Below are 24,098 nucleotides of genomic sequence, written 5' to 3' on the forward strand. Positions count from 1 at the left end.
CTTTTTTTCACGTTGCTGCTGCTTACTTCAGCTCGATGAGCAAGCCCAGGTAAGCCAGGCGGCCGATGCCCGGGCCGCCGTATACCTGCACGTTGTCGTTGTTGAGCAGGTTGGAGGCACCTAGCTGCAGCGTGGTGCCGAGCTTGGGCAGGGTGTAGCCGGCCGAGGCGTCCAGCGTGCTGTAGTCGCTGATGGTACCGGTGGCAAACGGCATTTCCTGCAGGTGGCTTTGTACCCAGCGGTAGTTTACGTTGTAGTGCAGGTGCTGGCCCACCTGGCCCTCGGCGCCCACGTTGTACTTGTGCTTGGGCGTGTTGAAGAACGTAACAAAGCCCTGGGGCAGGTTGTCGCGGTCGAGCACGTTCAGCGAGTAGTTGGCCGACAGGTGCAGGGCGCGCAGGGCGTAGTAGGTGAGGCCTACGGCGCCGCCGCGCGTGCGCACCTCCTGCTCGTTGTTGTTGTACACAAACAAAAAGCGCGTGGGCTGGCCCGGGCCGAAATCGGTGCGCTGGGCCGTTTGCAGCTGCTGCGGCGTGGGGCGCGTGCCATCGGTGTTGCCGATGAAGTAAGTGGCCCCGATGAAGTCGTTGTAGCGGCTGGAGTAGAAGTTTACGTCGGCGTACAGCTTCGGCAGAATTACGCCTTTGTAACCCACCTCCAGGGTGTTTACGCGCTCCAGACCTAGGGGCTTCACCGTCAGCTCGAAGGTGCTGAGCGGCGCCGTGCCGAACGCCTGGCCCTGGCTGTTCACGAGGCTGTAGCCCTGGTAGCCGTTGCCGATGTTGCCCTGGTACACGCGGCCGATAATATCAACCTGCGTGAACTGCTCCAGCTGGGCGGGGCTGCGGAACGCCGAGCCGAAGCTGCTGCGCAGGCTGTGCTGCTTTTCGGCCCCGAACGAGTACACCGCCGAAGCGCGCGGCGACACGGCGGCCTTAAAGTTCTTGAACTCGTCGATGCGGGCGGCAGCGGCCAGTTTCAGGTGGTCGTCGAGCAGGGTTTGGGTAACCTGGGCGTAGGCGCCGTACTCGTGGTTGCGGACGCGGTTGCCGGGCGTATCGCCAAATATGCGGCCGCCCGAGCCCAGGCGGTAGGCTCGGTAAGCAGCGCCCACCGTCAGCTGCGTAGCCTCGGCCAGCTTGAACTGGCGCTGGCCGCTCACGTCGTGCAGGTACGAGTCGAGGTTCATTTTGGCACCGCGCTTCACCGGGTCGTCGTTGCCGATCAGCTGCTGACGCAACGTGGCAAAGCGCGGATCGGTGGATTTGAGCATGGTACCGGCAGCCGCTGCTTGCGCCATGGCCAAGGCTTGGTCCACGGTGCGGTTGGCGCTGCGGGCCTGCTTGTACACGGCGTTGTAGGTGCTAATGTACTGGTCGGCGTAGCTGAAGCTGGCGCCTTCCTGGGCCGGCGCCACCGTCAGGAACGAGCCCAACAGGTTCAGCTCGTACGAGTCGCCGCTGAAATCCTGGGTGGAGTAGGCGCGCAGGAAGCCCTTCGAGCTTTTCAGCTCCATGCGGTACTGGTTGATGCCTAGGTCCTTGATGCGGAAACGGCTCAGGTTTTGGTACGTGGCCGTGCCCGCGGCGCGGCGTGCGCTCAGCGTCAGCTTCAGGTCGTCGCGCAGCAGGTAGGCCAGCGTGCCCTCCACCCGGTACGAGCGGGTTTTGTTGTCGTCGGCAATCAGCTCCTGCTCGGTGTAGCCGGGGGCGTACAGGCGGCGGCCGTACAGCTCGGGGCTGGTGCCGCCGGGCAGCTGCTGCTGGGGCGTAAAGGTGTAGCTCAGGTCGCCGTAGCGGTTCACGGCATCGTAGCCCAGGGCCGAGCCTTCGGGGTTGTCGGAGGTGGCGCTGGCTTCGTAGTTGCGCGCTATCCAGTCGTTGGCCGTGAGGTAGCTGCCCGATACTTTAAACGCCAGCTTCTCGGTGATGCGGCGGGCGTAGCGCAGCTGTCCGTCGAGGAAGTTCCGCTCGCCGCCGCGCAGGCGCATCGTCAGCCCTTCGTACACAAACGGGTCTTTCGAGTTGAACAACACCACGCCGTTGAAGGCATTGGCGCCGTACAGGGCCGAGGCCGGGCCGTGCACAATCTCGATGCTCTCCATATCAACCTCCGGAATACCCACCAGGTTGCCGGGGCTGAGGTTCAGCGAAGGCAGCTGCGAGTCGGCGTAGTCGTAGAGCTGAATTACGCGCTCCGATTTGGCCGTGTTGAAGCCGCGCGTGCTGATGGAGGTGAACAGCATCGAAGCCGAGTTCACGTCGACGCCCTTAAACTGGCCCAGGCCGGCCAGCACCTCGGGCGTCGAAATCCGCTCGATCTGGCGGCCGGTAATCTTCTCTACCGTTACCGGGGCGCGCATGATCTGTTCTTCCACGCGCGAGGCCGATACCACGGTTTCGTTTAGCTGCTGCGGGCTGGCCGAAAGACCCACGCTCAGCTGGTTATCGGGCACGCGCAGCTCCAGCTCCTGGGTTTGGTAGCCCACGTACGAAACCACGAGCACCACGGGCTGCTCGCCAAAGGGCGCCTCCAGCCGAAACTTGCCGAACTGGTCGGTGCTGGTGCCGATAAAGGTGCCTTTCACGAACACCGTGGCGCCCGGCAAGGGCATGCCCTCGTCGGTACGGATAACGCCGCCGATGGCTTGCAGGGTGTTATCGGTAGGGGCCGTGCGGGGCGGCTGCGCGGCCGGGCCTTTGTTGCCCGCGGGGTTGTCGGCCTGCGCCAGGGCGCTTGGTGCGGCCTGTGTAAGCAAAAGTCCCGATAAAATCAGGGGGTAGCAGTACTTCATTGCAAAGGGTGTGTGGAGTTTTGGAAAAGGGTTCCAAACTTCCGCACGCGCCAGCTGAGGTGCCGCCAGAACTTGCCGAACGCGCAGCAATACTGGCCGAATACCCCTCCGCTTTTGCCGAGCTTGTTTGCTTCTGGTGGTGGCGCGGCCGGGGCACCTAGGGCCCAAAGCCAACCGCCCGGCACCGCTGCCGTGGCTGGCAGGGTACCGGGCGGTTGGTAACCTAGGCGTAAGGGCCGTGGGTGCCGGTCTTACTTAATGTCGACGAGCAGGCCTACGTAAGCCAGGCGGCCGATTTGCGGCCCACCGTAAATCTGCACGTTATTGCTGTCCAGAATGTTCGAAGCGCCTACCTGCAGCGTGCTTGCGAGCTTGGGCAGGGCGTAGCCTACGTAAGCATCGAGGGCGCTGTAGTCGCTCAGCTCGCCAATGGCAAACGGCGTTTCGTAGAGGTGGCCTTGGGCCCAGCGGTAATTCAGCGAGTAGCTAAACTGGCCGGTAGCGCCGTTGGCACCCACGTTGTACTTGTGCTTGGGCGTGTTGAAGTACGTCTGGAACTCGGGGTCGGCGATGTTCGAGCGGTCGAGCACGTTCAGCGAGTAGTTGGCCGTCACGGTCAGGGGCTTGGCTACGTTGTAGCTCAGGCCCAGGGCGGCGCCTTGCGTGCGTACCTCCTGGTCGGCGTTCGTCCAAACCTGCAGCACGCGGGTGGGCAGGGCCTTGTTCTGGAACTGGGGCGCCGCGGCCTGCAACTCCTGCGGCGTGGGGCGCGTGCCGTTGGTGTTGCCGATAAAGCGGCGGCCACCGATGAAGTCGTTGTACTGGCTGCGGAAGTAGTTGATGTCTACGCTCAGCTTGTTGGCAAACACGCCGCGGTAGCCACCCTCGTAGGTGCTCAGGCGCTCCAGCTTCAGGGGGGCCAGGTTAATCTCGCCGCCTACGCCCTGCGCGTTCAGCGCATAGCCCTGGAATCCGTTGTCTACGTTGCCGAGCAGCAACACCTGGCCCACGTCGAGGCGCACGTACTGGTCGAGCTGCGTGGGCGAGCGGAACGCCTTGCCGTAGCTGGCGCGGAAGCTGTGCTGCTTGTTGGCGCCGGCCGAGTACACCACCGAAGCCCGCGGCGACACCGCCGGGTCGAAGTTCTTGAAATCGTCGACGCGCACGGCCAAGGCCAGCTTCAGGCGGTCGTCGAGCATCTGGTGAGCCAGCTGGGTGTAGCCGCCCAACTCGTGGTTCTGGATGCGCTGGTTGTCGTCGGAGAAGAACTGGCCGTTTGAACCTAGGCGGAACTTGCGGTACGAGGCACCCACGATCAGGTTGGTGTGCTGGCCGAAGCGGAAATCGTACTGCGCGTTGCCTTCATTCAGCAGCGAGCTGGGCTTCAGGCGGGCACCCGCACCGGGGGTGGGGTCGCTGATAATCTTGGAGCGCAGCTGGCCGAACCGCTCGCTGTTCGGGTCGAGCTGCGTGCGGTTGGCTGCTGCCTGAGCACTGGCCAAGGCTTGCTCGGGCGTCTGGCCGGCTGCGCGGGCCTGCTTGTAGGCGAAGTTGTACGTGCCAAAGTACTGCTGCGCGTACGAGGTGCTGGAGCCTTCGGCGTTGGGCGAGGTTTGCAGAAACGCGCCCAGGAAGCCTAGGTCGTAGCTGTTGTTGCCGAAGTCCTGGGTCGAGGAGCCCCGCAGAAACCACCGCTCGCCTTTCAGCTCGCCGCGGTACTGGTTGGTGCCGAAGTCGCGCAGGCGGTAGCGGCTGGCGCTCTGGTAGCTGGCGGTGCCGCGGGCCAGGCTGGCGCTTACGGTAGCCTTCAGCTTATCCGTCAGCAGGTACGAAAGCGTGGGCACCACTTTGTACGACTGGGCTTTGTCGTCGTCGCCAATCAGCGTTTGCTCGCTAAAACCCGGCATAAACACCGTTTTGCCTACCAGCTCGGAGCTCACGCCCGTGGGGAAGGGCTGGCCAGCGCGGAAGGTGTTCGACACATCCCCGTAGCGGTTTACGGCATCGTAGCCCAGCGGCGAGTTGGCGTCGTTGTTGGTCGGCACCAGGCGCTTGTTGGTCGGGTCGAAGTTGCTGGCCATCCAGTCCTGGCCGGTGAGGTAGCTGCCTACCAGCTTGAAGGCTAGCTTGTTGCCGAACTTCTTGGCGTAGCGCAGCTGCCCGTCGAGGTACGACCGTTCGCCGCCGCGTACGCGGGCGCTCAGGCCTTCCGTCACAAACGGGTCTTTCGAGTTCAGCAGTACCACGCCGTTGAAGGCGTTGGCACCGTACAGCGCCGAAGCCGGGCCGTGAATTACCTCAATGCTGGCAATGTCAAGCTCCGGAATACCGGTGAGGTTGCCCGAGTTTACGTTCAGCGAAGGCGACTGGGTGTCGAAGTAATCGACCAGCTGAATCACGCGCTCCGACTTAGGCGAGTTGAAGCCGCGGGTGCTGAGGCTGCTCATCACCATGCTGCTCGAGTTCACGTCGATGCCTTTGTAGCTGTTCAGGCTGGCCAGTACATCGGGCGGGGGTACGCGCATAATCTGCTGAGCGCCAACCTTCTCGATGGTTACGGGGGCTTGCTGCAACGATTCCTCTACGCGCGAGGCTGCTACTACAACTTCGTTCAGTGTTACGGCTTCGTTCAGCGTCACCACCACGTCGGGGGTAGGCTTGCTCAGCTCCAACTCGCGCGTTTCGTAGCCCACAAACGAGATGGAAATGATAACGGGCCCACGGCTGAAATCGGCCGGCAGCGAAAACTGCCCTAGGTAGTTGGTGCCGGTGCCAACGAGGGTGCCTTTCAGGAAAACGGTAGCGCCGGGTATAGGTTCGCCGGCATCGTTGCGTACGACGCCGCTAACACCGGCTTCCGACTGGGCAAGCGCAGGGGTTGCTAACAGCGCGCCGCCCAAAGCAAGCAGGCAGGGGTATAGTTGCCGCATAAAAAGGTGTGAAAAAAGAAGGGAAAAATCGGGTCGAAGAAGGCCGAAGGGCATTCGGCAAACGTGCAAAGATCAGGAACTTTACAGAATTCTATATTCCTTGAAAAAACACATCAGGAAAGATACACCAACCTGAAGTAGTGCAATTCCTGATTTTTGTCAGGAAATGATGAAGCCGAGTTCTGAGAAGCCTGAGTGCGCCGATAGTGCAGGCCGGGTCCAAGGGCCACAAGCCGCAGCCTCGTAAGTTTTAGGATGGAAAAACGCCTGAGGCCTAGGTGGTTGTTGGTGTTTGCAAAACAATCAGGCTAGGGGTTGCTGAAGTTTGTACCGGGCTTGGGTTGTGGCTTAACAGCAGTAGCGGGCGGTGGCGCGGTAAATAAGGGCGCGCAAAAGTACACACGGACGGGTAAGGGACTAAACAAGGACTACGCAAATGCAGTATGTGGCCTAACTATTTGGATAATAGCACCCAAAGGTAGGCGCGCGTTTGGCCCCCGCCAAAAAAATGCGCGAATAGCACTCTTTTCTCGGCAGAGCGCAGGAATTTCTTGCGCAAACCACAGTGGCAAACCTGTAATTTGGCACGTTTGCCTCGCTCACCCGTACCTATGACCACCAACGCCACCCCACCCAACGCAGCCCGCAACCAAACTGAAAAAGAGCAGCTTACCGTAATGGGCGGAGGCTTGGTAGGTTCGCTGCTGAGCTTGTACCTGGCGCGGCACGGGCACCGGGTGCAGGTGTTCGAGCGGCGCCCCGATCCGCGCCGCGCCGGTGCAGCCGCTGGCCGCTCCATCAACCTCGCGTTGTCCGACCGCGGGTGGCGGGCCCTGGAGGGCATCGGCATTGCCGATGCCGTGCGCGAGGTGGCCATTCCGATGTACGGCCGCGTGATGCACGACGCGCAGGGCAAGCTCAGCTACCAGCCCTACGGGCAGCCCGGGCAGGGAATTTATTCGGTGTCGCGGGGTGGGCTCAACCGCCGTCTGCTCGATTTGGCCGAGGCCGAGCCCCACATTCAGCTCAACTTTGGGCAGCAGTGCCTGGAGGTTGATTTGCGCGGGCAGCAGCTGCACTTGCGCGACAGCGCTACCGGCGAAGAAAAGCACCTAGGGTACCAGCGGCTGTTCGGTACCGACGGCGCTTTTTCGGCCGTGCGTGGCTCCATGCAGCGCACCGATCGGTTCGACTACTCGCAATCGTACCTCGAGTACGGGTACAAGGAGCTGACCATTGCGCCCGCCGCCGACGGCACCTGGCAGCTCGAAAAGCACGCCCTGCACATTTGGCCGCGCGGGCGCTACATGATGATTGCCCTGCCCAACCTCGACGGCACCTTCACGTGCACACTGTTCTTTCCCTTTGAGGGCGAGGAGTCGTTTGCCGCGTTGCGCACGCCCGAGCAGGTGCAGGCGTTTTTCGAGCGGGTATTTCCGGATGCCGTGCCGCTGATGCCCGAGCTGCTGGCAGACTTCTTCGAGAACCCCACGTCGTCGCTCGTCACGGTAAAATGCTTTCCGTGGATGCACGAGGACAACGTGGTGCTGCTCGGCGACGCTGCCCACGCCATTGTGCCGTTTTATGGGCAGGGCATGAACGCCGGCTTCGAGGATTGCACCGTGCTCGATGAACTGCTGACGCAGCACCCCGGCAACTGGGGCACGGTGTTCCGGGAGTTCCAGCGCCTGCGCAAGCCCAACGCCGACGCCATTGCCGATCTGGCCGTTTACAACTTCGTGGAGATGCGCGACAAGGTAGCCGACCCACGCTTTTTGCTGCAGAAAAAAATCGAAAGCAAGATTGCCGCACAGTACCCCGATCAGTGGCTGCCGCTGTACTCGCAGGTAACCTTCTCGCACCGCCCCTACGCCGAAGCCTGGGCCAACGGCCAGCGGCAGGATGCCATCATGAGCCGCCTGATGGCGCGCATCCAAAGCGAGGAAGACTACGACCGCCCGGAGGTGCAGCAACTGGTGCAGCAGGAAATGGCGCAGGTTGTTAGGTGATTGAGTAACAGGTAACAGGTGACAAGTAAGAGGTTACCCGAGCCAGCCGGCACCTAGGGCCACCGCGGCGCCCAGTGCCAGGCCGGCCACTACTTGCGCGGGCGTATGCGCCTGCAAAACCAGGCGCGCCCAGCCCACGGCCGCTGCCACTGCACCCGCGGCCAGCAGCCACCTAGGGCCAGCGGGCCCGATGGGGTAGGAGCCCAGCACCAGCAGCAATAGCAGCCCCAGCGCGCCTCCCAGCCCCACGCCGTGCGCCGATATTTTCCAGCGCAGCGTAATCAGCAGCGTGAGCAGCACGGCCAGGGTAATGCTGCCGAGCATCAGCAGCAGCAACGGGGCGCGGTAGGCCGCCGTGCCCGCCACCAGCACCGTAGCCGCCCCGAAACCTAGGGCCGTAAGCAACAGCGGCAAGGGGCGTTGGCGCCGCTCGTACAGCTCGACGGAGCTAACGCGCCCGGCCCGAACCAGCAGCCACGTACCTAGGCCCGGCAGCCAAAACGTGAGCACCCACACCCACAACACCAGCCGCCACCGGGCGTCGGTTGCCAGCGGCAGCAAGAGCGGTGGGAGGCCGTAAGCCAGTACCAGCACCAGGTATGTGGGCACCAGCAGCGGATGAAAAATAACGGACAGCCCGTAGGCCAGGCGGGTTTTCAATGATCAATTAACAATGAGCAATGATCAATTGACAACGAGCACCGAACGACTGCCGGGCTGCGCCGGCAATTGCTCATTGTTCATTGTCAATTGATCATTATTTACAGCTCCTTGCGCAGGCGCGCCACCGGAATGTTCAGCTGCTCGCGGTACTTGGCCACGGTGCGGCGGGCAATGTTGTAGCCGCGGGTGTTCAGCATCTTCTCCAGCTTGTCGTCCGACAGCGGCCGGCGCTTGTCTTCGGCCTCAATGATTTCCTTCAGGATGTGCTTCACCTCGCGGCTCGAAGCATCCTCGCCCGAGTCGGTGGCAATGCCTTCGGAGAAGAAGTACTTAAGCGGGTAGATACCGAACTCCGTTTGCACGGCCTTGGAGTTGGCCACCCGGCTCACCGTACTGATGTCCATGCCGATTTCCTGGGCAATGTCTTTCAGAATCATCGGGCGCAGCTTGCTTTCGTCGCCTTCCAGGAAGAAATCCTTCTGGTAGCGCACAATGGCATCCATGGTGCGCAGCAGAGTTTGCTGGCGCTGCTTAATGGCGTCGATAAACCACTTGGCCGCGTCGAGCTTCTGCTTCACGAAGGTTACGGCCTCTTTCAGCTTCTTGTCCTTCTTGGCCCCCTTGTCGTAGGCCTGGAACATCTCCTGATAGTCGCGGCTTACGCGCAGGTCGGGCGCGTTGCGCGCGTTCAGGGTTAGGTGCAGCTCGCCGTTGTCGTTGGTCAGGATGAAGTCGGGAATGATGTACTGCACCCGGCCGCCGCCCGTGGGGTCGGAGCCGCCGGGCTTGGGGTTGAGCTTCAGTATCAGTCCGATGGCCTCCTTGATTTCCTCGTCCGAGAGGTCAAGCCGCTGCTGAATTTTGGGGTAGTGTTTTTTTGTGAACTCGTCGAAGGTTTCCTCCAGAATGCGCTGCGCGTGCTCCACCACGTCGTCGTGGGGGCGCCGATCGAGCTGCAGCAGCAGGCACTCGCGCAGGTCGCGGGCACCGATGCCGGGCGGGTCGAACGTCTGGATCAGGCGCAAGGCCTGCTCAATCTCGGCCTCGGTGGCTTCGATGTTCTGCGAGAAGGCCAGGTCGTTGGCAATGGCGCCTAAGTCGCGCCGGATATAGCCGTCGGCGTCGATCGAGCCAATCAGCTGCCGGCCAATGGCCTCGTGCTTTTCGTCGAGGTCCATAAAGCGCAGCTGCTCGAACAGCGAGTCGGTGAGCGTGCTGCTGGTATCGGCCAGGGGCATGTCGCGTTCCTCCTCGTCGCCGCCGTTGTCGCCCTGCATTTTGTAGCCGGCAATTTCGTCGTCGTTGAGGTAGTCTTCCAGGTCCAGGTCGTCCGAGTCCTTGGTTTCGCTCGTGTCCTCGTCGCGGGGCAGTTCCAGCTCGGGCTCGGGTGTTTCGTCGAAGTCTTCGTCGAGGGTGTTCTCGTCGTTGTCGTACTCTTCGCCTTCAGCCGGGGCTTCGTCGGCGTCGTCCTGGTCGTCGCCGAAATCGTCGTCGGCTTCTTCATCGGCCATGTCGGCCTCCTCCGCGTCGCCTTCTTCCAGCGCGGGGTTGGCTTCCAGCTCTTCTTTAATGCGCATTTCAAGCTCGGCAGTGGGTATCTGCAGCAGCTTGATAAACTGTATTTGTTGGGGCGACAGCTTCTGCGAGAGAAGCTGTTTCATGTCTAGTCGTTGCATAACTCGGTACGCGTGCGTCCGCTGCCGTGGGAGGGCGCGGCTTCTGCCAAAGATAGCTTTTTGTGTACTTGAGTAGTGCGGCAAAGGTTGGTGGGCGCGGCCGGTTTCCGCGCGGTTGGATTCAGCCCGCAGAGGGCGCCGAGGCTTTCGCAGAAGGCGCTGCGCTCTGCGTCCTCCGCGAAGGCTTCTGCGCCTTCTGCGGGCTAACTAACCCTAGGGCGACATGCCAAGCTTATGCCACTTACCGCTATTTTTGCCGGCTCATCTTATTGCCAACACCATGTCCGTCAGAAGATCAAGCGTAGAAGCACTGCTCGCTAGCCAGGAGCTGGACCGCGAAGTGCTCGTGAAAGGCTGGGTACGCACCCGCCGCGGCAACAAATACGTGCAGTTTATCGCCGTGAACGACGGCTCCACGATTAATAACCTGCAGGTAGTAGCCGACGCTGAGAAGTTTCCGGAGGAGACGCTGAAGGACGTGGCCACCGGCGCCTGCGTGGCCGTGCGCGGCACCCTGGTAGCCTCGCAGGGCAAGGGCCAGTCGGTTGAAATTCAGGCTTCGGAGATTGAAGTGCTGGGCAAAGCCGACCCCGAAACCTACCCGCTGCAGAAGAAAGGCCACTCGCTGGAGTTCCTGCGCGAAATTGCGCACCTGCGCCCCCGCACCAACACCTTTGGCGCGGTGCTGCGCCTGCGCCACGCGCTGGCCTTTGCCGTGCATCAGTACTTCAACGACCGCGGCTTCTTCTACGTGCACACGCCCATCATCACCGGCTCCGATGCCGAGGGTGCCGGCCAGATGTTCCGCGTAACCACGCTGCCCGAGCAAAACCCGCCCCTCAACGAGCAGGGCCAGGTAGACTATAAAGAAGACTTCTTCGGCAAGGCTACCAACCTCACGGTTTCGGGCCAGCTGGAGGGCGAAGTAGCCGCCATGGCCCTGGGCAAGGTGTACACCTTCGGCCCCACGTTCCGCGCCGAAAACAGCAACACGGCCCGCCACCTGGCCGAGTTCTGGATGATTGAGCCGGAAATGGCCTTCTACGAGCTCGAAGACAACATGGACCTGGCCGAGGACTTCCTGAAGTACCTCGTGCGCTACGCCCTCGAGAAGTGCCCCGCCGACCTGCAGTTCCTCAACGACCAATACGACAAGGAGCTCTTAGGTCGTTTGCAGTTCGTAATTGACAACGACTTCCAGCGCCTCACCTACACCGAGGCCGTGGAAATCCTGAAATCGGCCAAGCAGAAGTTCGAGTTCCCCGTGGACTGGGGCACCGACCTGCAGTCGGAGCACGAGCGTTACCTGGTAGAGAAGCATTTCAAGAAGCCGGTAATCCTGACGAACTATCCGAAGGACATCAAGGCCTTCTACATGAAGCTCGACGAGGACGGCCGCACCGTGCGCGCCATGGACGTGCTGTTCCCCGGCATCGGCGAAATCATTGGCGGCTCGCAGCGCGAGGAAGACCTAGGGAAACTGCAGCAGCGCATGCAGGAAATGCACGTGCCCGAAGAAGACCTGTGGTGGTACCTCGACCTGCGCCGCTTCGGCTCGGCCCCGCACGCTGGTTTTGGCCTGGGCTTCGAGCGCCTGGTGCTGTTCGTGACGGGTATGGCGAATATCCGCGACGTGATTCCCTTCCCGCGCTTCCCGAAGAACGCGGAGTTTTAAGCCGCAATCGGCTTTACATGAAAAAGCCAGCACGGCAGCGTGCTGGCTTTTTCGTTTACAGGAAGGCCAAAAAGGCCTTTTCGAACAAGGTTGAGAAGCGCTCGGGTTTGTTGCGCGTGCAAAGGCCGGTGTACAAGATGGGGCTAGCTTTGGGCTCCAACTCAGAGGTGCTTTCGGATTTTGTGTCGCGAAACCAGCTGTAAATCAGGTAATCGGTGTTCAAGTCAAAGCTGCTCCCGCAAGTGGCCGAACTACCGCTGCTGCGCACCGAAAGCGTATCCGTTTGGGCGGAGCCTTTGTAGAGGTGCTTCACCCGAAAAGTATACCGCACCAGCCCGCCCACTTGCGTTTTGCCCACAAGCGTGCCGGCAAAAACTACATCGGCTTGCCGATAACTTTTGCGAACACCAACCTCCACGCAGGAGCAGGCCAAACTGGGAACCGGTGTTGCCGCCAGCAGCGTCGCTACCAACAGCCCATTGCTTATGCGCATGATGATGAATGACCTAGGGAATTTGTGCGGCGGAAGATAAGCCTTCGCGCCGGCTAGCAACGTTCCCCAAGGGCTCAGCAATAATTCCGCAGCTCCTTGTCGTCCACGGCCACTAGGTTATCCAGCCGCACCTCAAAGCCGTCATCCAGGCGCAGGTACTCCACTTTGTCGCGGATGTACAGCTCCTTTATGACGCCCTCGTAGGTGCTGGGCGGCGTGTCGGGCTCGGTGCGGTACGTGAGTGTGCAGCGCTGGCCAGTGGTGGCGCGGGCTTCCAGCTCATCGTAGAACGAGCAGCTGATGGGGCGGTATTCGGGTGCCATGGCGGGTGGTAATGGTTAGTGTACGTAGGCTTAGGTACGTAAACCAAACAAGCCCCGCCTAGGTGGGGCGGGGCTTGACAGGAAAAAGAGGGGAGGGAGCAGCTTAGTGCTTGCCTTTGCCGTGCCCTTTGCCGGGGTGGCCGCCGCCGTGCTTGCCGTTGCCGTGGCCGCGGCCTTCGTTGTAATCGTCGTCGTAGCGGCCCCCACCGGGCACGTTAATGATAACGCCGCCGCGGCGCGGGTCGCCGCCGTTGTAGTTGCCGCGCATTTTTTTGGCCTGGCCGGGCGGCATGCCGTGCGGGTGGCCGTAGCGGGTGCGGTGCTGCGAGTACTGCGTCCAGGGGGTAGCGCCCACGTAGTCAATTACTACCGGGTGGAAGTTGCCCGGGTTGTAGCCGTTCAGCTCGCGCAGGCGCGTCCATTTGCCGCTGCGCTGCACAATGTATTGCCGGTCGCGCACGTCGTAATAGCCGCCGTACTCGGGCACGTAGTAGTACTGGCGGCCGGCGGGCACGGCGGGGCCCCAGCTTGGCGGATTAATGTTGATATTGACCTGGGCGTTGGCTTCGGTGAAAGCGCCGGCCGAGCTCAGCAGAAGCAGGGCGGCGAACAAGGTTTTGGAAAGGCGCTGCATAACGCGAAAGTCTGGTGGTGAAGGGGAGGAGCCTTAGCAAGGCAAGAACGAGGCCAAACTGCCCGCCCGATTGTGCGTAGGCTAATCAGGAAGATAGAACCGTAGGCACCTAGGGCCCGAACGAAAAGCCTGGGTGCACGGTTTAGTACTATTGCGCGTGCCTACTGTGGCTAAAGCCGCTGGCAAATAAGCTATTCGGAGTAGCCGGTGGGCGGGCATTTCACGTATTTTTGCGGGCTTATTTGCTACGCACTGCATGGCTAAGAAAAAAACGGCGGCTGCGGCTGCTGCGGTTGCTCCGGCTTCGGCCCCCACGTCTGCCACGGCTTCGGCCGCTGCTGATGCTTCTGTTGTAACGGTTGACGTACAGCCCGTGGGCTCCAACGGCTCGGTTTCGGCTTACCACTCGTCGGCGGCTACCATCGAGGCGCCTTTTATCGAGGTGTACGGCGCGCGCGAGCACAACCTCAAGAACGTATCCATTCAGATTCCGCGCGGCAAGCTGGTGGTGTTCACGGGTATTTCGGGCTCGGGCAAGTCGTCGTTGGCGTTCGATACCATTTACGCCGAAGGCCAGCGCCGCTACATGGAGACGTTTTCGGCCTACGCCCGCTCGTTTATGGGCGGGCTGGAGCGGCCCGATGTCGACAAGATCGAAGGCCTGTCGCCGGTTATCAGCATCGAGCAGAAGACGACCTCGCGCAACCCGCGCTCCACGGTGGGCACCATCACCGAGATTTACGACTTTCTGCGCCTGTTCTACGCCCGCACGGCCGAGGCTTTCAGCTACGTGACGGGCAAGAAGATGATCCGGCAGTCGGACGACCAGATCATCAACTACATCCTCAAGCACTTCGACGGCAAAAAGCTGGTGGTGCTGGCGCCGGTGGTAAAGGGCCGCAAAGGCCACTACCGCGAGCTGTTTCAGCAAGTGGCCAAGCTGGGCTTTACGAAGGTGCGGGTTGATGGCGAGCTGCTCGACATCACGCCCAAGATGCAGCTCGACCGCTACAAAATTCACGACATCGAAATCGTGATTGACCGGCTGGTGGTGAAGGAAGACGACCGGTTCCGCCTGTCGGGTTCGATGCAGAACGCCCTGACGCACGGCAAAGGCACCGCCTTAGTGCTCGACACCGACGCCAACAAAACGCAGTTCTTCTCGCGCTTTCTGATGGACCCGGCTACCGGCATTGCTTACGACGACCCGGCGCCCAACACCTTCTCCTTCAACTCGCCCTACGGTGCCTGCCCCACTTGCAACGGCCTAGGTGAGATTCAGCAGATTACGGAGGAGACCGTGATGCCCGACCCCAAGCTGAGCATCAGCCGCGGCGGCATTGCGCCCCTAGGTGAGTACCGCGACATCTGGATTTTTCAGCAGCTGAACCTGATTCTGAAGAAGAACAAGGCCTCACTGACCACGCCCATCGAGAAGCTGCCGCGCGAGCTGGTGGAGCGCCTGCTGAACGGCATGCCCGAAGAGGAGGACGATAAGAAAAAGGGCACCTACACCGAGCCGTTCGAAGGCATCATCCCGTTTCTGCAGCGGCAGATGGATTCCGAATCGGAGAACATCCGCGAGTGGATTCAGCAGTACACCCAGGCCATTGAGTGCCCCGAGTGCCAGGGCTTCCGCCTGAAAAAGGAGTCGCTGCACTTCAAAATCGACCAGAAGCACATTGGCGAGCTGTCGGTGATGGACATTGGCGAGCTGAGCCGCTGGTTTGAAGGGCTGGAAGAGCGCCTGTCGGAGCGCCAGAACCTGATTGCCCGCGAGCTGCTGAAGGAGATTCGCAAGCGCATCGGCTTCCTGCTCGAAGTGGGCTTGGAGTACCTGAACCTGCACCGCTCGGTGCGCACGCTCTCGGGCGGCGAGTCGCAGCGCATTCGTTTGGCTACCCAAATCGGTACCCAGCTGGTGGGCGTGCTCTACATCATGGACGAGCCCAGCATCGGCCTGCACCAGCGCGACAACGAACGCCTCATCAACGCCCTCAAGCACCTGCGCGACCTAGGCAACTCCATCATTGTGGTGGAGCACGACAAGGACATGATTCTGCACGCCGACCACGTGCTGGACATCGGCCCCGGCGCCGGCATTCACGGCGGGCACGTGGTAGCCGAAGGCGAGCCCGACGCTTTCCTGCGCAGCGGCTCGCTTACGGCGCAGTACCTCAGCGGCGAAAAGCACATTGAGCTGCGCAAGAAAAAGCGCGTGGGCGAGGGCAACGAGCTGGTGCTGAAAGGCGCCAAAGGCCACAACCTGAAGAACGTAACCCTGAAGGTGCCCCTGGGTAAGCTGGTAGCCGTTACGGGCGTATCGGGCTCGGGCAAGTCGTCGCTCATCCACGACACTTTGTACCCTATCCTCAACCGCCACTTCTTCAACGCCAAGCGCGAGCCGCTTGCCTTCCAAACCATTGAAGGCCTCGAGCACATCGACAAGGTAATTGAGGTGGATCAGTCGCCGATTGGGCGCACGCCGCGCTCCAACCCGGCTACGTACACGGGCGTGTTCACCGAAATCCGCCAGCTGTTCTCCAACCTGCCCGAAGCCAAAATTCGCGGCTACGGCCCGGGGCGTTTCTCGTTCAACGTAAAGGGCGGCCGCTGCGAAACATGCGAGGGCGCGGGCCTGCGCACCATCGAGATGAACTTCTTGCCCGACGTGCACGTGCAGTGCGAAACCTGCAAGGGCCGCCGCTACAACCGCGAAACCTTGGAGGTGCGCTTCAAGGGCAAGAGCATCACCGACGTGCTCGACATGACCATTGAGAAGGCGGTGGAGTTCTTCGAAAACCAGCCCCGCATTCTGCGCAAAATCAAGACCCTGGCTGACGTGGGCCTGGGCTACATCACCCTAGGTCAGCAGGCTACCACGCTGAGCGGGGGCGAGGCGCAGCGCGTGAAGCTGGCCACCGAGCTGAGCAAAAAGGACACTGGCAAGACCTTCTACATCCTCGACGAGCCTACCACCGGTTTGCACTTCGAGGACATTCGTCACCTATCGGATGTGTTGCAGAAGCTGGCCGACAAGGGCAACACGGTGCTCATCATCGAGCACAACCTCGACCTGATTAAGGTAGCCGACCACATCATCGACCTAGGGCCCGAAGGCGGCGCTGGCGGCGGCACGATTGTGGCGCAAGGCACGCCCGAGCAGGTAGCCAAGGTGAAGAAGAGCCATACGGCGCGTTTTCTGGCCGAGGAGCTCAAGGTCAGCAAGTACGCCGAAGAGAAGCCCGGAAAAGCCGAAGAAGCTGCCTAACTGCTGTTTAGCTCCTAGGTGCCCAATGCTCCCAGGCACTTGCCGCCCCGCCCAATGTTAAATTTTGGGCGGGGCGGCTTTTTTGTGTTGCCTGAATATTCGAGTAATCTTATTTTGGACACTTCCATTCTCACCCACCCACCGTTTGCCTATTGTGAAACATCTACTTTTCCCCTTGCTGCTGGCCATTGCCATCCTGAATGCCCCTGCCAAGGAGGCGCCGCCCAAAGGCACGAAATGGGAAGGCACCATTAGCAACGGCATGAAGGGCGACAAAATCAGCTTCGTGGTGTCGCCCGACGGCAAGAAGCTTTCCGAGCTTACTTTTTCGGGCTACTGGCGCTGCAGCGGCAAGCTCGAGCAAACTACCGTGGGCCCCGATTCGGCCTTTAACATCGTAGGCGGCAAAGTAGCCGGCGTAGCCGTCGATCCGCCCAGCGGCGGCAGCACCGCCTGGCGCTTCGAGGTGCAGGGCGAGTTCAGCGGCAAAGCCGCGGCCAAAGGCACCTTCCGCATGAACATCAACAACTTGGGCTGCGACACCTACAAGCTGCAATGGGCGGCTGCCCCGGTGGGCGTGGCTAAGTAGGCGCATTGCCTGCCACTCATAAGCAGGAAGCCCGGCTAACCGTAATGGTAGCCGGGCTTCTGCGTTGCATGAGGTGCATGTTTGCCACCTAGGGCAGCTTACATTTTCATGTTGCTGTGCTCCTTCGAGGTGTCGAGGTGCTTCTGAATCACGGGCGTGGTTTTGGTGATGAAGCCCTTAATATCCGCATCCTGCGTCATCTGCAGGTGGGCCTGCATGGTGTTCAGGGTTTTCTGGTGGTCGGTTACCATCTGCTGCATAAAGCGTTGGGCCAGCTGTTCGCCGCCCAGCTTGCGCATCTCGTCGGCAATGGCTTTGTGCTCGGCGTCCATGTCGGTGGGCAAGGTTACGCCCTTTTTCTTGGCAATGGCCTTCAGTTCCGTTGTCGACTTGGTGTGGTCGGTAATCATCATGTTGGCGTGGTCCTTGGCCATGCCCGTCACGCCTTTTTCCAGCACCAGGCGGCTCAACTGAATTTCGTTCTGGTCGCTGTGCGCCGCCGATTTCATGAAATCCGCGTCGTCTTTGTGCGGCATGGTTTCGCCCGAGTTGTTGGCGTTCATACCCATGGGGGCCGTGCGGCTGTCGGCCGACATGCCCGCGCCCTGGCCGGTGGTGTCGCCATCGTTCGAGGCGTTGGCCGTGCCATCGGTGCCGTTGCCCATGTAGTTATCGTCGGCGTTGTTGTTGGCCGTGGCGGTTTCGTCGGCCTGGCCGCCTTTGTTGTCGGTACAGGCGGCGGTGCTGGCCAGCAGCGCTGCGCTGAGCAGCGCCGGCAGAAATAGCTTTTTCATGGCTGGGTATGGGTGTTGTGGTTGGGTAGGGAAAAACGATTACTGGTTGTTGGCAGCCCCGGAGGTGTCGCCGGCCGCGCCGGCTTGTGCCGCGCTATCGGCATCGGCCGAAACGGTAGGGCCGGCGTTGTTATCAATCACCACCGCGTCGGACTGCACTCCGCCTTCATCGGCGGCTTTGTCCATGTCGGAAACCGCCTCGCCGGCAGTGCCATCGGTACGTTGGTTGTCGTTGCCGGAGCAGGCGGTACCTAGGGTAAGCGAGCCAGCCAACAAGGCCAGCCACAGGGTTGAGCGTTTCATGAGGTACGAAGTGTAAGTGAAAGAAAGCCAGGGGCCACCTAGGGCTTCAGCAGGTCTTCTACCTGCTCGGCCTGCTTGCGGTGCTCTTCGAGCACGGGCGCGTATTTGGCGGCAAACGCGCGGATGTCGCCATCGTACGCCTCGTCGGCCATGTCTTCAAAGGCGTCCTCGGCGTTGTTGTGCGCATCCACAATTTCCTCTACGTATTGGCGGTCGAATTCGGCGCCCGTCAGCCCTGCCAACTCCTTGTACACATCCTGCTGATCACCACCTAGGGCATCGGGCACGGCAAGGTTCTTCTGGCCGGCTAGGCTGCGCAAGGAGGCGTTGATGCCCGTATGGCCGCGCATGAGCTGTTGGGCCAGGTTGCGAACCTCGGGGCGGGTGGCCTTCGACTGCGCCAGCTTGCTGAGCTCCACTTCCAGTAAGCCATTGGTAGCAGCTTCCACCAGAAACTCGGCGTCCTGCTCCTGGCGCTTGGTTATGTCCTCGTTGCCGATGCGTTGCTCGTTCTGAAACTTAGCATCGGCCACCGGGTCGCGGTTGCCGGAGTTGCAGGCTAACAGACTACCCAGGAGGCACAACGGCAGGTATCGTTTCAGCAGGGGCATGATTTGGTGTATTGACGCCGGCCCACGTCCGGCATCTGGGCTATACGAACCCCTGCCAAAGCGGTTCGGCGCGATTAGTTCCACGTTCGATAAATTTTTTCGCTAAGCCGTTAAACCCCGGTGGTATAGTACCTTCTAAGCCGTTGCTAATCCACTCAACTGCTGGTATTTTACACCCCTCTCCACAACTCCGCCATGAAACGTAACACCTACCGCGCCGCCCTCGCCGTGCTCCTGAGCGCCGGCCTGATGACGAGCCTCGCCAGCTGCTCCAAGGACGACCTGGGCGTGGCCACCACCACCTCGGCCGAAGATCAGGCCGACGCCGAAGGCTCCGATGCCGCTACCCTGGAGTACATCGACGCCAACGCGCCGGCCGACGTAAACCAAGCCGCTGCCGGCACCTATGCCTCCGCCGACGACTTGCGCTCGGTGTGCGGCACCTGCGTTACGCGCACCTACGATGCCGCCACCCGCACCCTCACGCTCACGTTCGATGCCAACGGCTGCGTGGGCCGCGACGGACGCGTGCGCCGCGGCCAAATTGTGGCCGTGTTCAGCGGGCAGCACCGGCAGGCCGGCTCATCGGTAGTGGTTACCCTCGTGAACTACTCCGTAAACGGCAACCCGCACAAAGGCACCCGCACCATTACCTACGCCGGCAACGGTACCTACACGCTTAAGGTGCAGGATGCCAGCATCACCACCCCCACCGGCACTGCCAGCTGGAACTCGGAGCGCACCTACACCCAAACCGCCGGCCTGGCCACCCGTAGCCTCCTCGACGACGAGTTTAGTGTTACGGGCGGGGTAAGCGGTACCAACCGCAAAGGCGTATCGTTTGTGGCCACCATTCAGCAACCGCTGAAAAAGGTATTCCAGCGCGGTTGCGCCCGGTTCTTCACGGCGGGTACAGTCGAAATCAAGACGAGCAAAGAGCAGACCCTGCTGCTCAACTACGACCCCGCCGGCACCGCCGCCTGCGACAACATTGCCTCCGTTACCATTAACGGCCGCACGCGCACTATTCAGTTGCGCTAATGGCATCTGCATCCTCAAAACGACGCAGGCCCCGGTAGTTACCGGGGCCTGCGTCGTTTTGAGGTGCTACTGTGTAGGTTTTGTTACTGATCGTTGCTAGGCACGGTTCCCGACCCGGGATTCTGGCAGCTGGGGCCTTGCACTTGGCCTTCCTGGCAGTTGTTGCCAAACTTCACCCACGAGGGAGCCGTGCCCACGTAGTAAGTGCCGTTCAGGGTAAACGTGAAAGTGTGGGCCGCGCCATCCGACACGCCCGAGGGCAGATTGTCGAATTTCAGAATGTTAGCCCCCACAGCGTTGGTGCAGCCTGCGCCGCGGCCTTCGCTGCCAGCCAGGTTGGTGTAGGCTTTGCCATCGAGGGTGGCGCCCACTACGCTCCGGAAGGTAACGGCCTGTGTGCACCCGTTCGGGAGGGACACAATCCAGTGGCTGAGTCCGTTGGCTTTGGCCGGGCCGGTACGGCGGATAGAGTAAGTGTAGGTGGTGGTATTGTTGCCGTAGCTTACGCCCTGAAAAGCAACATCGTAAGCGCCAATGGTAACATTTTGTACCCCGCTGGCGCTGGCGCTCAGTGCCTCAGCGGTAGGGCGTACCGATTCGTCCTTGCTGCACGCAGCGGATAGTATCAGACCAAGCAGCAGGCTGCCCTGGCCAAGCAAAGTAGAGAACGTCATCTGGTGGAGAGATATGTGGTGATGGATGTTGGCAGGTAAATATATCTCAAATTTTAATTGTAGTAAGTGGTTGTTAATTAATTATCTGGAGAGCGAAGCGCCTATGAATGTATAGTTCAGCTTGGCCTTAATATTGCTGCTGTCGAGGTTTCGCCAGCCGGGCTTACCTAGGGCTTGGCGGTGAGCACCGTGGAGCCCATCAGTTTGTCTTTGCGGTAGGTTTCGGAGCGTACCGCGCCCACGCCGGGTGCGTACCACTCCACGGAGCGCATAGTTACCGGAATGCTCATGCCGCCAATGCCAGTTTCCATGCGCAAATCCTGCGACACCTTTACGCAACGAAAGGAGCCGGCGGGCGTGGTAACCGGGGCATCAACCGCCTCCACCTTGCGGTTGCTTACCAACATGCGCATGTTGCCGAGGCGCGTGCCGCTTTTCTTGTCGCTCATCTGCAGGTTCAGGGTGCCATCGGGTAGGGTGCTGCCGGCTTTGGGCGCGGCGGGCAGCTCCAGAAAGTCGCCGGTGGCGGTTAGCTCCATGTCTTTGTAGCCCTGCATCTGCTCGGGGTTCAGCATCGAGCGCATATCAATGCGTACCAAGCCGGCTTGGCATTCAACGCCAAATTCGCTTTCGCTTACGGGTTGATTTTGCTTATCGAGCACTTGCTGGTGCACCGAGGCTTGTGTGCGGCCGCCGCTGGTTTTCACGTTGCGCACTTGCTGGCGCACGCGGCCGGTGAGCTGCTGCTTGGCATCGTAGGTGCTCAGCTCGTAAACACCGGTTTTGCGCAGGTCGCGGTACAGGCCGCAGTCCTGGGCGGCGGCAGGTAGGCCGAGGCTGGCCAGCAGGCCCAGCGCGAGTAGGGTTGTTTTCATAGAAAAGTGGCTGATGATGAACGATGTATCAAGATAACCTTGACGCCCGCGGAATGCTACTGCCCATGTACACATCGGCAAAACCCGGCAACAAAAAACGGCCCCGCCCTAGGTGGGCGGGGCCGTTTATACTCGGCAGTGTGAAACGGGCAAGGCTTATTCGAACACCTTCACCACGAACACGAAGTCCTGCAGCTTGCGCAGCTGTTGCGGGCGCGATTGGCCGGCCAGCTGGTTTTGGCGCGGCACGTTGTAGCCCGGCGCAGCGCCCGCGGCCGAAAGCGAGTCGACCAGGCGCATGAGGTACGACGACTTGGTGGCAAACGCGGCGCTTTGCACGTCCATCTGCCGCCCGCTAATTACGCCGATTAGGTTGCCGCGGTCATCGAGCACGGGGCCGCCCGAGTTGCCGGGGTTCACCGGAATACTGATCTGGTAAAAGCCCGAGTCGCCCTCGAAGCCGCTGCGGGCGCTCAGCGAACCTTCGCCGTACACCACGTCTTCGCGCGGGTAGCCCAGGGTGTATACCCGCTCGCCTAGGTCGGCCTGGCGGCGCTTAAAGGCATAGGGCAGGCGGCCAAAGCCCGTGAAGCGTGCATCGGTGATGCGCAGGATGGCCAGGTCGTGGGCCACATCGGTAAACACGGGCTGGGCGCGGTAGCGCTGCCGGTCGCGGCTTTCGATCAGCAGCGAGTCGGCCCCCTGAATCACGTGGTAGCTCGTCACGAGGTAGCCATCCGAGGTAAGGGCGAAGCCCGTACCGCTGAACTTACCCAGGTTGGGCTGCTCCGAGCCGGAGCGGGCGCCAATTTGGGTAATAGCCTGGTTCATGGTGCGCTGGTTTTTCTTGATGCGGTCTACCTCGCGGCGCAAGGTAGCGTAACCGTACACCGAGGGCTGCTGGCGGGCTTTCCACCATTCCAAACCTAGGAGCGTGCTGAACACGGCCAGCACCGCCACGGCCGCCGCTACAGCCATGGTAGCGCGGTGGCCGTGCCAAAAATCGCGCAGCCACTGCTCGGTGCGCGAAATGTGCAGCACGGGCATTTCGGGCTTGCCCATATCCAGGGTGGTTTCCTGCTCGGCGTCGATTTCGGCCTGCAGCCCGCGCAGCCGCTCGCTTAGGTGCAGCCGCTGCCCGTAGGCCTGCAGCGTGCCCGTAAGCTGCCGGAACTCGGCCAGGCGGCCTGCCAGCACTGGGTCGGCCGCAAGGCGCTGCTCCAGCTCGGCACGCGCCGGGGCCGGGAGCTCATTGCTGAGGTAGCTCTCGAACAGGGCGTAATAATCTGCTTCGGTCTTCATAACGGTAGGGCGGGCGTTGCTCCCGCCAGGAGGGAGAGAAAGAGGAGGTGCGTTTGCTTAGGAGAGCGGTTCTTCTTTGTACTGCTGAAAAAACAACTTCTTCAAACGCACGAGGCATTTGTACTTCTGATTCTTGGCGTTGTCGGCGTTGGTGTAGCCGTGTTCTGCCGTGAGTTCCTGCATGGACTTGTCGAGGAGGTAAAAGCCCTCCAGCAACGAGCGGCACGGCTCACCTAGGCGCAGCAGCGCTTCGCTCATCACGGCGAATTGCTGATCGCGCTGTTCGGCTTCGGCCAAATCGGCCTCGGCCCCCGTTTCGAGGTACGGCTCGTGGTCGTCGAGGCGGCCGCCGTAGCGACCCTTCTCGGCCAACCGCTTCAGCCACAACCGGCGGCACACGGCGTAGAGGTACGTCTTGATCTGGCAGCTCAGCTCGAGCGTGCCCTCGCGTACTTTCTCGTAAAACACCATCACGCCCTCCTGGTAAATGTCCTTGGCCTCGTCCTCGGTTCCGCTGTTTTGCATCACCAGGTGAATGACCATCGGCAGGTAGAGGCGGTACAGGTGTGCCAGTGCCCGGTCGTCGCCGCGGCGGATACCCGCCACCAGCTCCTCGTCGGTAATAGAAGGCTGTGCCTTGCCCATGCGCAGTTACTCGTTCTTAATACTTTGCCTCCGCTGCGGTAACCCAACAAATAAATTTTTTCTACCGACGGGTTACCTCTCTTGATCTACGGTATGAAGGGCGTTTTTCAGACCCAACATTTTCAAACTTACCACACAGATGAAAAATCTGCTCAAAGTTGCCGCTCTGTTCGCTGTAGTAAGCCTCGCTTCGTGCGGTGGCGAGAAGGCTGCTGAGACCACCGAAGCTACCACCACCACCGAAACCACCACGGCTGAGACCACGGCTCCGGCTGCTGACGCTACGGCTGCTCCGGCTGATTCGGCTGCTGCTACCACCGAGGCTGGCGCTGCTGCCACGACCGAAGCTGGTGCTGCTGGTGCTGCTGGTGCTACCACCACTACCACCGAAGCTACCACCACCACTACCCAGCAGTAGTGAGGCCGGCCAGCCTGGCGCTGGCCTTGTGGCTTTCGGGCGGCCCGAGTTTCTTCGCAAAGAAACTCGGGCCGCTTTTTTAGTGAAAGTGCTCAGCCTCAATGGTCGAGCTTAGCATATCTCAAGTTGTTGTGTATCTTGCCGCCGAGCACACTGCAACGATTATTTATGTCTGATCTGGTTAGAGTACCAACAGAGCCGAGCAATGCGCTGGCCAACCCACACCACACCTGCTGCCCCATTTTGGCCGATGCCCCGGAGCACGCCGAAGAGCCACAAGTGCTGGCCACCGCCAACGTGCTGCAAATAGGCAGCTACCTGGTAGGCGAGGCCCACGACCCCAAACTGGGCGGGCACCCTTACATTAAGTACTAATAC

The 24,098-nt window shown here is 61.1% G+C and carries 21 protein-coding genes; 7 read left to right on the forward strand and 14 right to left on the reverse strand.

The window, feature by feature from the left end; genetic code table 11:
• Nucleotides 1-22 precede the first annotated feature (22 nt).
• Both OIS50_RS15885 and OIS50_RS15890 read right to left on the reverse strand, forming a co-directional pair.
• A complete protein-coding gene (locus OIS50_RS15885) occupies nucleotides 23-2,794 on the reverse strand; it encodes a TonB-dependent receptor (protein WP_264691612.1) in 2,772 nt (923 codons plus the stop codon).
• Between the two features lie 251 nt (nucleotides 2,795-3,045).
• On the reverse strand, nucleotides 3,046-5,724 hold the full coding sequence (locus tag OIS50_RS15890) for a TonB-dependent receptor (protein ID WP_264691613.1): 2,679 nt from the start codon (nucleotides 5,722-5,724) through the stop codon (nucleotides 3,046-3,048).
• Nucleotides 5,725-6,335: 611 nt separating this feature from the next.
• Here OIS50_RS15890 and OIS50_RS15895 point away from each other — a divergent pair.
• Nucleotides 6,336-7,733 (forward strand): FAD-dependent oxidoreductase, encoded by a 1,398-nt coding sequence (locus OIS50_RS15895; RefSeq protein WP_264691614.1) that lies wholly within the window; start codon nucleotides 6,336-6,338, stop codon nucleotides 7,731-7,733.
• A 33-nt stretch (nucleotides 7,734-7,766) separates the two neighbouring features.
• Here OIS50_RS15895 and OIS50_RS15900 read toward each other — a convergent pair whose 3' ends face one another.
• Both OIS50_RS15900 and rpoN read right to left on the reverse strand, forming a co-directional pair.
• Entirely contained in the window at nucleotides 7,767-8,393 is a 627-nt protein-coding gene (locus OIS50_RS15900) for a hypothetical protein (protein WP_264691615.1), read from the reverse strand.
• A gap of 101 nt (nucleotides 8,394-8,494) precedes the next feature.
• Nucleotides 8,495-10,072: an RNA polymerase factor sigma-54 gene (gene rpoN, locus OIS50_RS15905; protein WP_264691616.1), complete on the reverse strand. Its 1,578-nt coding sequence runs from the start codon at nucleotides 10,070-10,072 to the stop codon at nucleotides 8,495-8,497.
• Between the two features lie 280 nt (nucleotides 10,073-10,352).
• Between rpoN and asnS the strand changes: the two genes are divergently transcribed.
• Nucleotides 10,353-11,747: an asparagine--tRNA ligase gene (asnS, locus tag OIS50_RS15910; protein ID WP_264694399.1), complete on the forward strand. Its 1,395-nt coding sequence runs from the start codon at nucleotides 10,353-10,355 to the stop codon at nucleotides 11,745-11,747.
• A 55-nt stretch (nucleotides 11,748-11,802) separates the two neighbouring features.
• Here asnS and OIS50_RS15915 read toward each other — a convergent pair whose 3' ends face one another.
• The 3 genes from OIS50_RS15915 to OIS50_RS15925 form a co-directional block, all read right to left on the reverse strand.
• Nucleotides 11,803-12,105 carry a hypothetical protein gene (locus OIS50_RS15915; protein WP_413616952.1) on the reverse strand — a complete coding sequence of 101 codons (303 nt, stop codon included), beginning with the start codon at nucleotides 12,103-12,105 and terminating at the stop codon, nucleotides 11,803-11,805.
• A gap of 209 nt (nucleotides 12,106-12,314) precedes the next feature.
• Nucleotides 12,315-12,563 carry a hypothetical protein gene (locus OIS50_RS15920; RefSeq protein ID WP_264691617.1) on the reverse strand — a complete coding sequence of 83 codons (249 nt, stop codon included), beginning with the start codon at nucleotides 12,561-12,563 and terminating at the stop codon, nucleotides 12,315-12,317.
• Between the two features lie 103 nt (nucleotides 12,564-12,666).
• On the reverse strand, nucleotides 12,667-13,197 hold the full coding sequence (locus OIS50_RS15925; protein WP_264691618.1) for a hypothetical protein: 531 nt from the start codon (nucleotides 13,195-13,197) through the stop codon (nucleotides 12,667-12,669).
• A gap of 256 nt (nucleotides 13,198-13,453) precedes the next feature.
• Between OIS50_RS15925 and uvrA the strand changes: the two genes are divergently transcribed.
• Entirely contained in the window at nucleotides 13,454-16,468 is a 3,015-nt protein-coding gene (gene uvrA / locus OIS50_RS15930) for an excinuclease ABC subunit UvrA (RefSeq protein WP_264691619.1), read from the forward strand.
• 154 nt (nucleotides 16,469-16,622) lie between these two features.
• Nucleotides 16,623-17,057, forward strand: a complete 435-nt coding sequence (locus OIS50_RS15935; protein ID WP_264691620.1) for a hypothetical protein — start codon at nucleotides 16,623-16,625, stop codon at nucleotides 17,055-17,057.
• A 98-nt stretch (nucleotides 17,058-17,155) separates the two neighbouring features.
• Here the strand turns inward: OIS50_RS15935 and OIS50_RS15940 are convergent, their stop codons facing one another.
• The 3 genes from OIS50_RS15940 to OIS50_RS15950 are packed head-to-tail and all read right to left on the reverse strand — an operon-like array spanning nucleotide 17,156 to nucleotide 18,765.
• Nucleotides 17,156-17,851, reverse strand: a complete 696-nt coding sequence (locus OIS50_RS15940) for a DUF4142 domain-containing protein (protein ID WP_264691621.1) — start codon at nucleotides 17,849-17,851, stop codon at nucleotides 17,156-17,158.
• Nucleotides 17,852-17,890: 39 nt separating this feature from the next.
• Nucleotides 17,891-18,154: a hypothetical protein gene (locus tag OIS50_RS15945; RefSeq protein ID WP_264691622.1), complete on the reverse strand. Its 264-nt coding sequence runs from the start codon at nucleotides 18,152-18,154 to the stop codon at nucleotides 17,891-17,893.
• Between the two features lie 38 nt (nucleotides 18,155-18,192).
• Nucleotides 18,193-18,765, reverse strand: a complete 573-nt coding sequence (locus OIS50_RS15950; protein WP_264691623.1) for a DUF4142 domain-containing protein — start codon at nucleotides 18,763-18,765, stop codon at nucleotides 18,193-18,195.
• Between the two features lie 195 nt (nucleotides 18,766-18,960).
• Here OIS50_RS15950 and OIS50_RS15955 point away from each other — a divergent pair, with 195 nt between their 5' ends.
• Nucleotides 18,961-19,806 carry a hypothetical protein gene (locus OIS50_RS15955; protein ID WP_264691624.1) on the forward strand — a complete coding sequence of 282 codons (846 nt, stop codon included), beginning with the start codon at nucleotides 18,961-18,963 and terminating at the stop codon, nucleotides 19,804-19,806.
• Nucleotides 19,807-19,889: 83 nt separating this feature from the next.
• Here OIS50_RS15955 and OIS50_RS15960 read toward each other — a convergent pair whose 3' ends face one another.
• The 4 genes from OIS50_RS15960 to OIS50_RS15975 form a co-directional block, all read right to left on the reverse strand.
• A complete protein-coding gene (locus tag OIS50_RS15960; protein WP_264691625.1) occupies nucleotides 19,890-20,480 on the reverse strand; it encodes a hypothetical protein in 591 nt (196 codons plus the stop codon).
• 167 nt (nucleotides 20,481-20,647) lie between these two features.
• Nucleotides 20,648-21,355, reverse strand: a complete 708-nt coding sequence (locus tag OIS50_RS15965) for a TapB family protein (protein ID WP_264691626.1) — start codon at nucleotides 21,353-21,355, stop codon at nucleotides 20,648-20,650.
• A 156-nt stretch (nucleotides 21,356-21,511) separates the two neighbouring features.
• A complete protein-coding gene (locus OIS50_RS15970) occupies nucleotides 21,512-22,657 on the reverse strand; it encodes a S1 family peptidase (RefSeq protein WP_264691627.1) in 1,146 nt (381 codons plus the stop codon).
• 57 nt (nucleotides 22,658-22,714) lie between these two features.
• Nucleotides 22,715-23,302 (reverse strand): RNA polymerase sigma factor, encoded by a 588-nt coding sequence (locus OIS50_RS15975; RefSeq protein ID WP_264691628.1) that lies wholly within the window; start codon nucleotides 23,300-23,302, stop codon nucleotides 22,715-22,717.
• A gap of 139 nt (nucleotides 23,303-23,441) precedes the next feature.
• Here OIS50_RS15975 and OIS50_RS15980 point away from each other — a divergent pair, with 139 nt between their 5' ends.
• Nucleotides 23,442-23,720 carry a hypothetical protein gene (locus OIS50_RS15980; protein ID WP_264691629.1) on the forward strand — a complete coding sequence of 93 codons (279 nt, stop codon included), beginning with the start codon at nucleotides 23,442-23,444 and terminating at the stop codon, nucleotides 23,718-23,720.
• 168 nt (nucleotides 23,721-23,888) lie between these two features.
• Complete coding sequence (locus OIS50_RS15985; RefSeq protein ID WP_264691630.1) at nucleotides 23,889-24,095, forward strand: hypothetical protein; 207 nt, start codon at nucleotides 23,889-23,891, stop codon at nucleotides 24,093-24,095.
• Nucleotides 24,096-24,098 lie beyond the last annotated feature (3 nt).

The sequence above is a fragment of the Hymenobacter sp. YIM 151858-1 genome (assembly GCF_025979705.1).
Lineage (GTDB): Bacteria > Bacteroidota > Bacteroidia > Cytophagales > Hymenobacteraceae > Solirubrum.

Bases quoted from the DNA above. Each gene is read 5' to 3' on its own strand.
- OIS50_RS15955 (WP_264691624.1), top strand. From the start codon at position 18,961: ATGAAACGTAACACCTACCGCGCCGCCCTCGCCGTGCTCCTGAGCGCC.
- uvrA (WP_264691619.1), top strand. From the start codon at position 13,454: ATGGCTAAGAAAAAAACGGCGGCTGCGGCTGCTGCGGTTGCTCCGGCT.
- OIS50_RS15885 (WP_264691612.1), bottom strand. From the start codon at position 2,794: ATGAAGTACTGCTACCCCCTGATTTTATCGGGACTTTTGCTTACACAG.
- OIS50_RS15920 (WP_264691617.1), bottom strand. From the start codon at position 12,563: ATGGCACCCGAATACCGCCCCATCAGCTGCTCGTTCTACGATGAGCTG.
- OIS50_RS15895 (WP_264691614.1), top strand. From the start codon at position 6,336: ATGACCACCAACGCCACCCCACCCAACGCAGCCCGCAACCAAACTGAA.
- OIS50_RS15975 (WP_264691628.1), bottom strand. From the start codon at position 23,302: ATGGGCAAGGCACAGCCTTCTATTACCGACGAGGAGCTGGTGGCGGGT.
- rpoN (WP_264691616.1), bottom strand. From the start codon at position 10,072: ATGCAACGACTAGACATGAAACAGCTTCTCTCGCAGAAGCTGTCGCCC.
- OIS50_RS15940 (WP_264691621.1), bottom strand. From the start codon at position 17,851: ATGAAAAAGCTATTTCTGCCGGCGCTGCTCAGCGCAGCGCTGCTGGCC.
- OIS50_RS15950 (WP_264691623.1), bottom strand. From the start codon at position 18,765: ATGCCCCTGCTGAAACGATACCTGCCGTTGTGCCTCCTGGGTAGTCTG.
- OIS50_RS15945 (WP_264691622.1), bottom strand. From the start codon at position 18,154: ATGAAACGCTCAACCCTGTGGCTGGCCTTGTTGGCTGGCTCGCTTACC.
- OIS50_RS15960 (WP_264691625.1), bottom strand. From the start codon at position 20,480: ATGACGTTCTCTACTTTGCTTGGCCAGGGCAGCCTGCTGCTTGGTCTG.
- asnS (WP_264694399.1), top strand. From the start codon at position 10,353: ATGTCCGTCAGAAGATCAAGCGTAGAAGCACTGCTCGCTAGCCAGGAG.
- OIS50_RS15985 (WP_264691630.1), top strand. From the start codon at position 23,889: ATGTCTGATCTGGTTAGAGTACCAACAGAGCCGAGCAATGCGCTGGCC.
- OIS50_RS15965 (WP_264691626.1), bottom strand. From the start codon at position 21,355: ATGAAAACAACCCTACTCGCGCTGGGCCTGCTGGCCAGCCTCGGCCTA.
- OIS50_RS15970 (WP_264691627.1), bottom strand. From the start codon at position 22,657: ATGAAGACCGAAGCAGATTATTACGCCCTGTTCGAGAGCTACCTCAGC.
- OIS50_RS15925 (WP_264691618.1), bottom strand. From the start codon at position 13,197: ATGCAGCGCCTTTCCAAAACCTTGTTCGCCGCCCTGCTTCTGCTGAGC.
- OIS50_RS15890 (WP_264691613.1), bottom strand. From the start codon at position 5,724: ATGCGGCAACTATACCCCTGCCTGCTTGCTTTGGGCGGCGCGCTGTTA.
- OIS50_RS15980 (WP_264691629.1), top strand. From the start codon at position 23,442: ATGAAAAATCTGCTCAAAGTTGCCGCTCTGTTCGCTGTAGTAAGCCTC.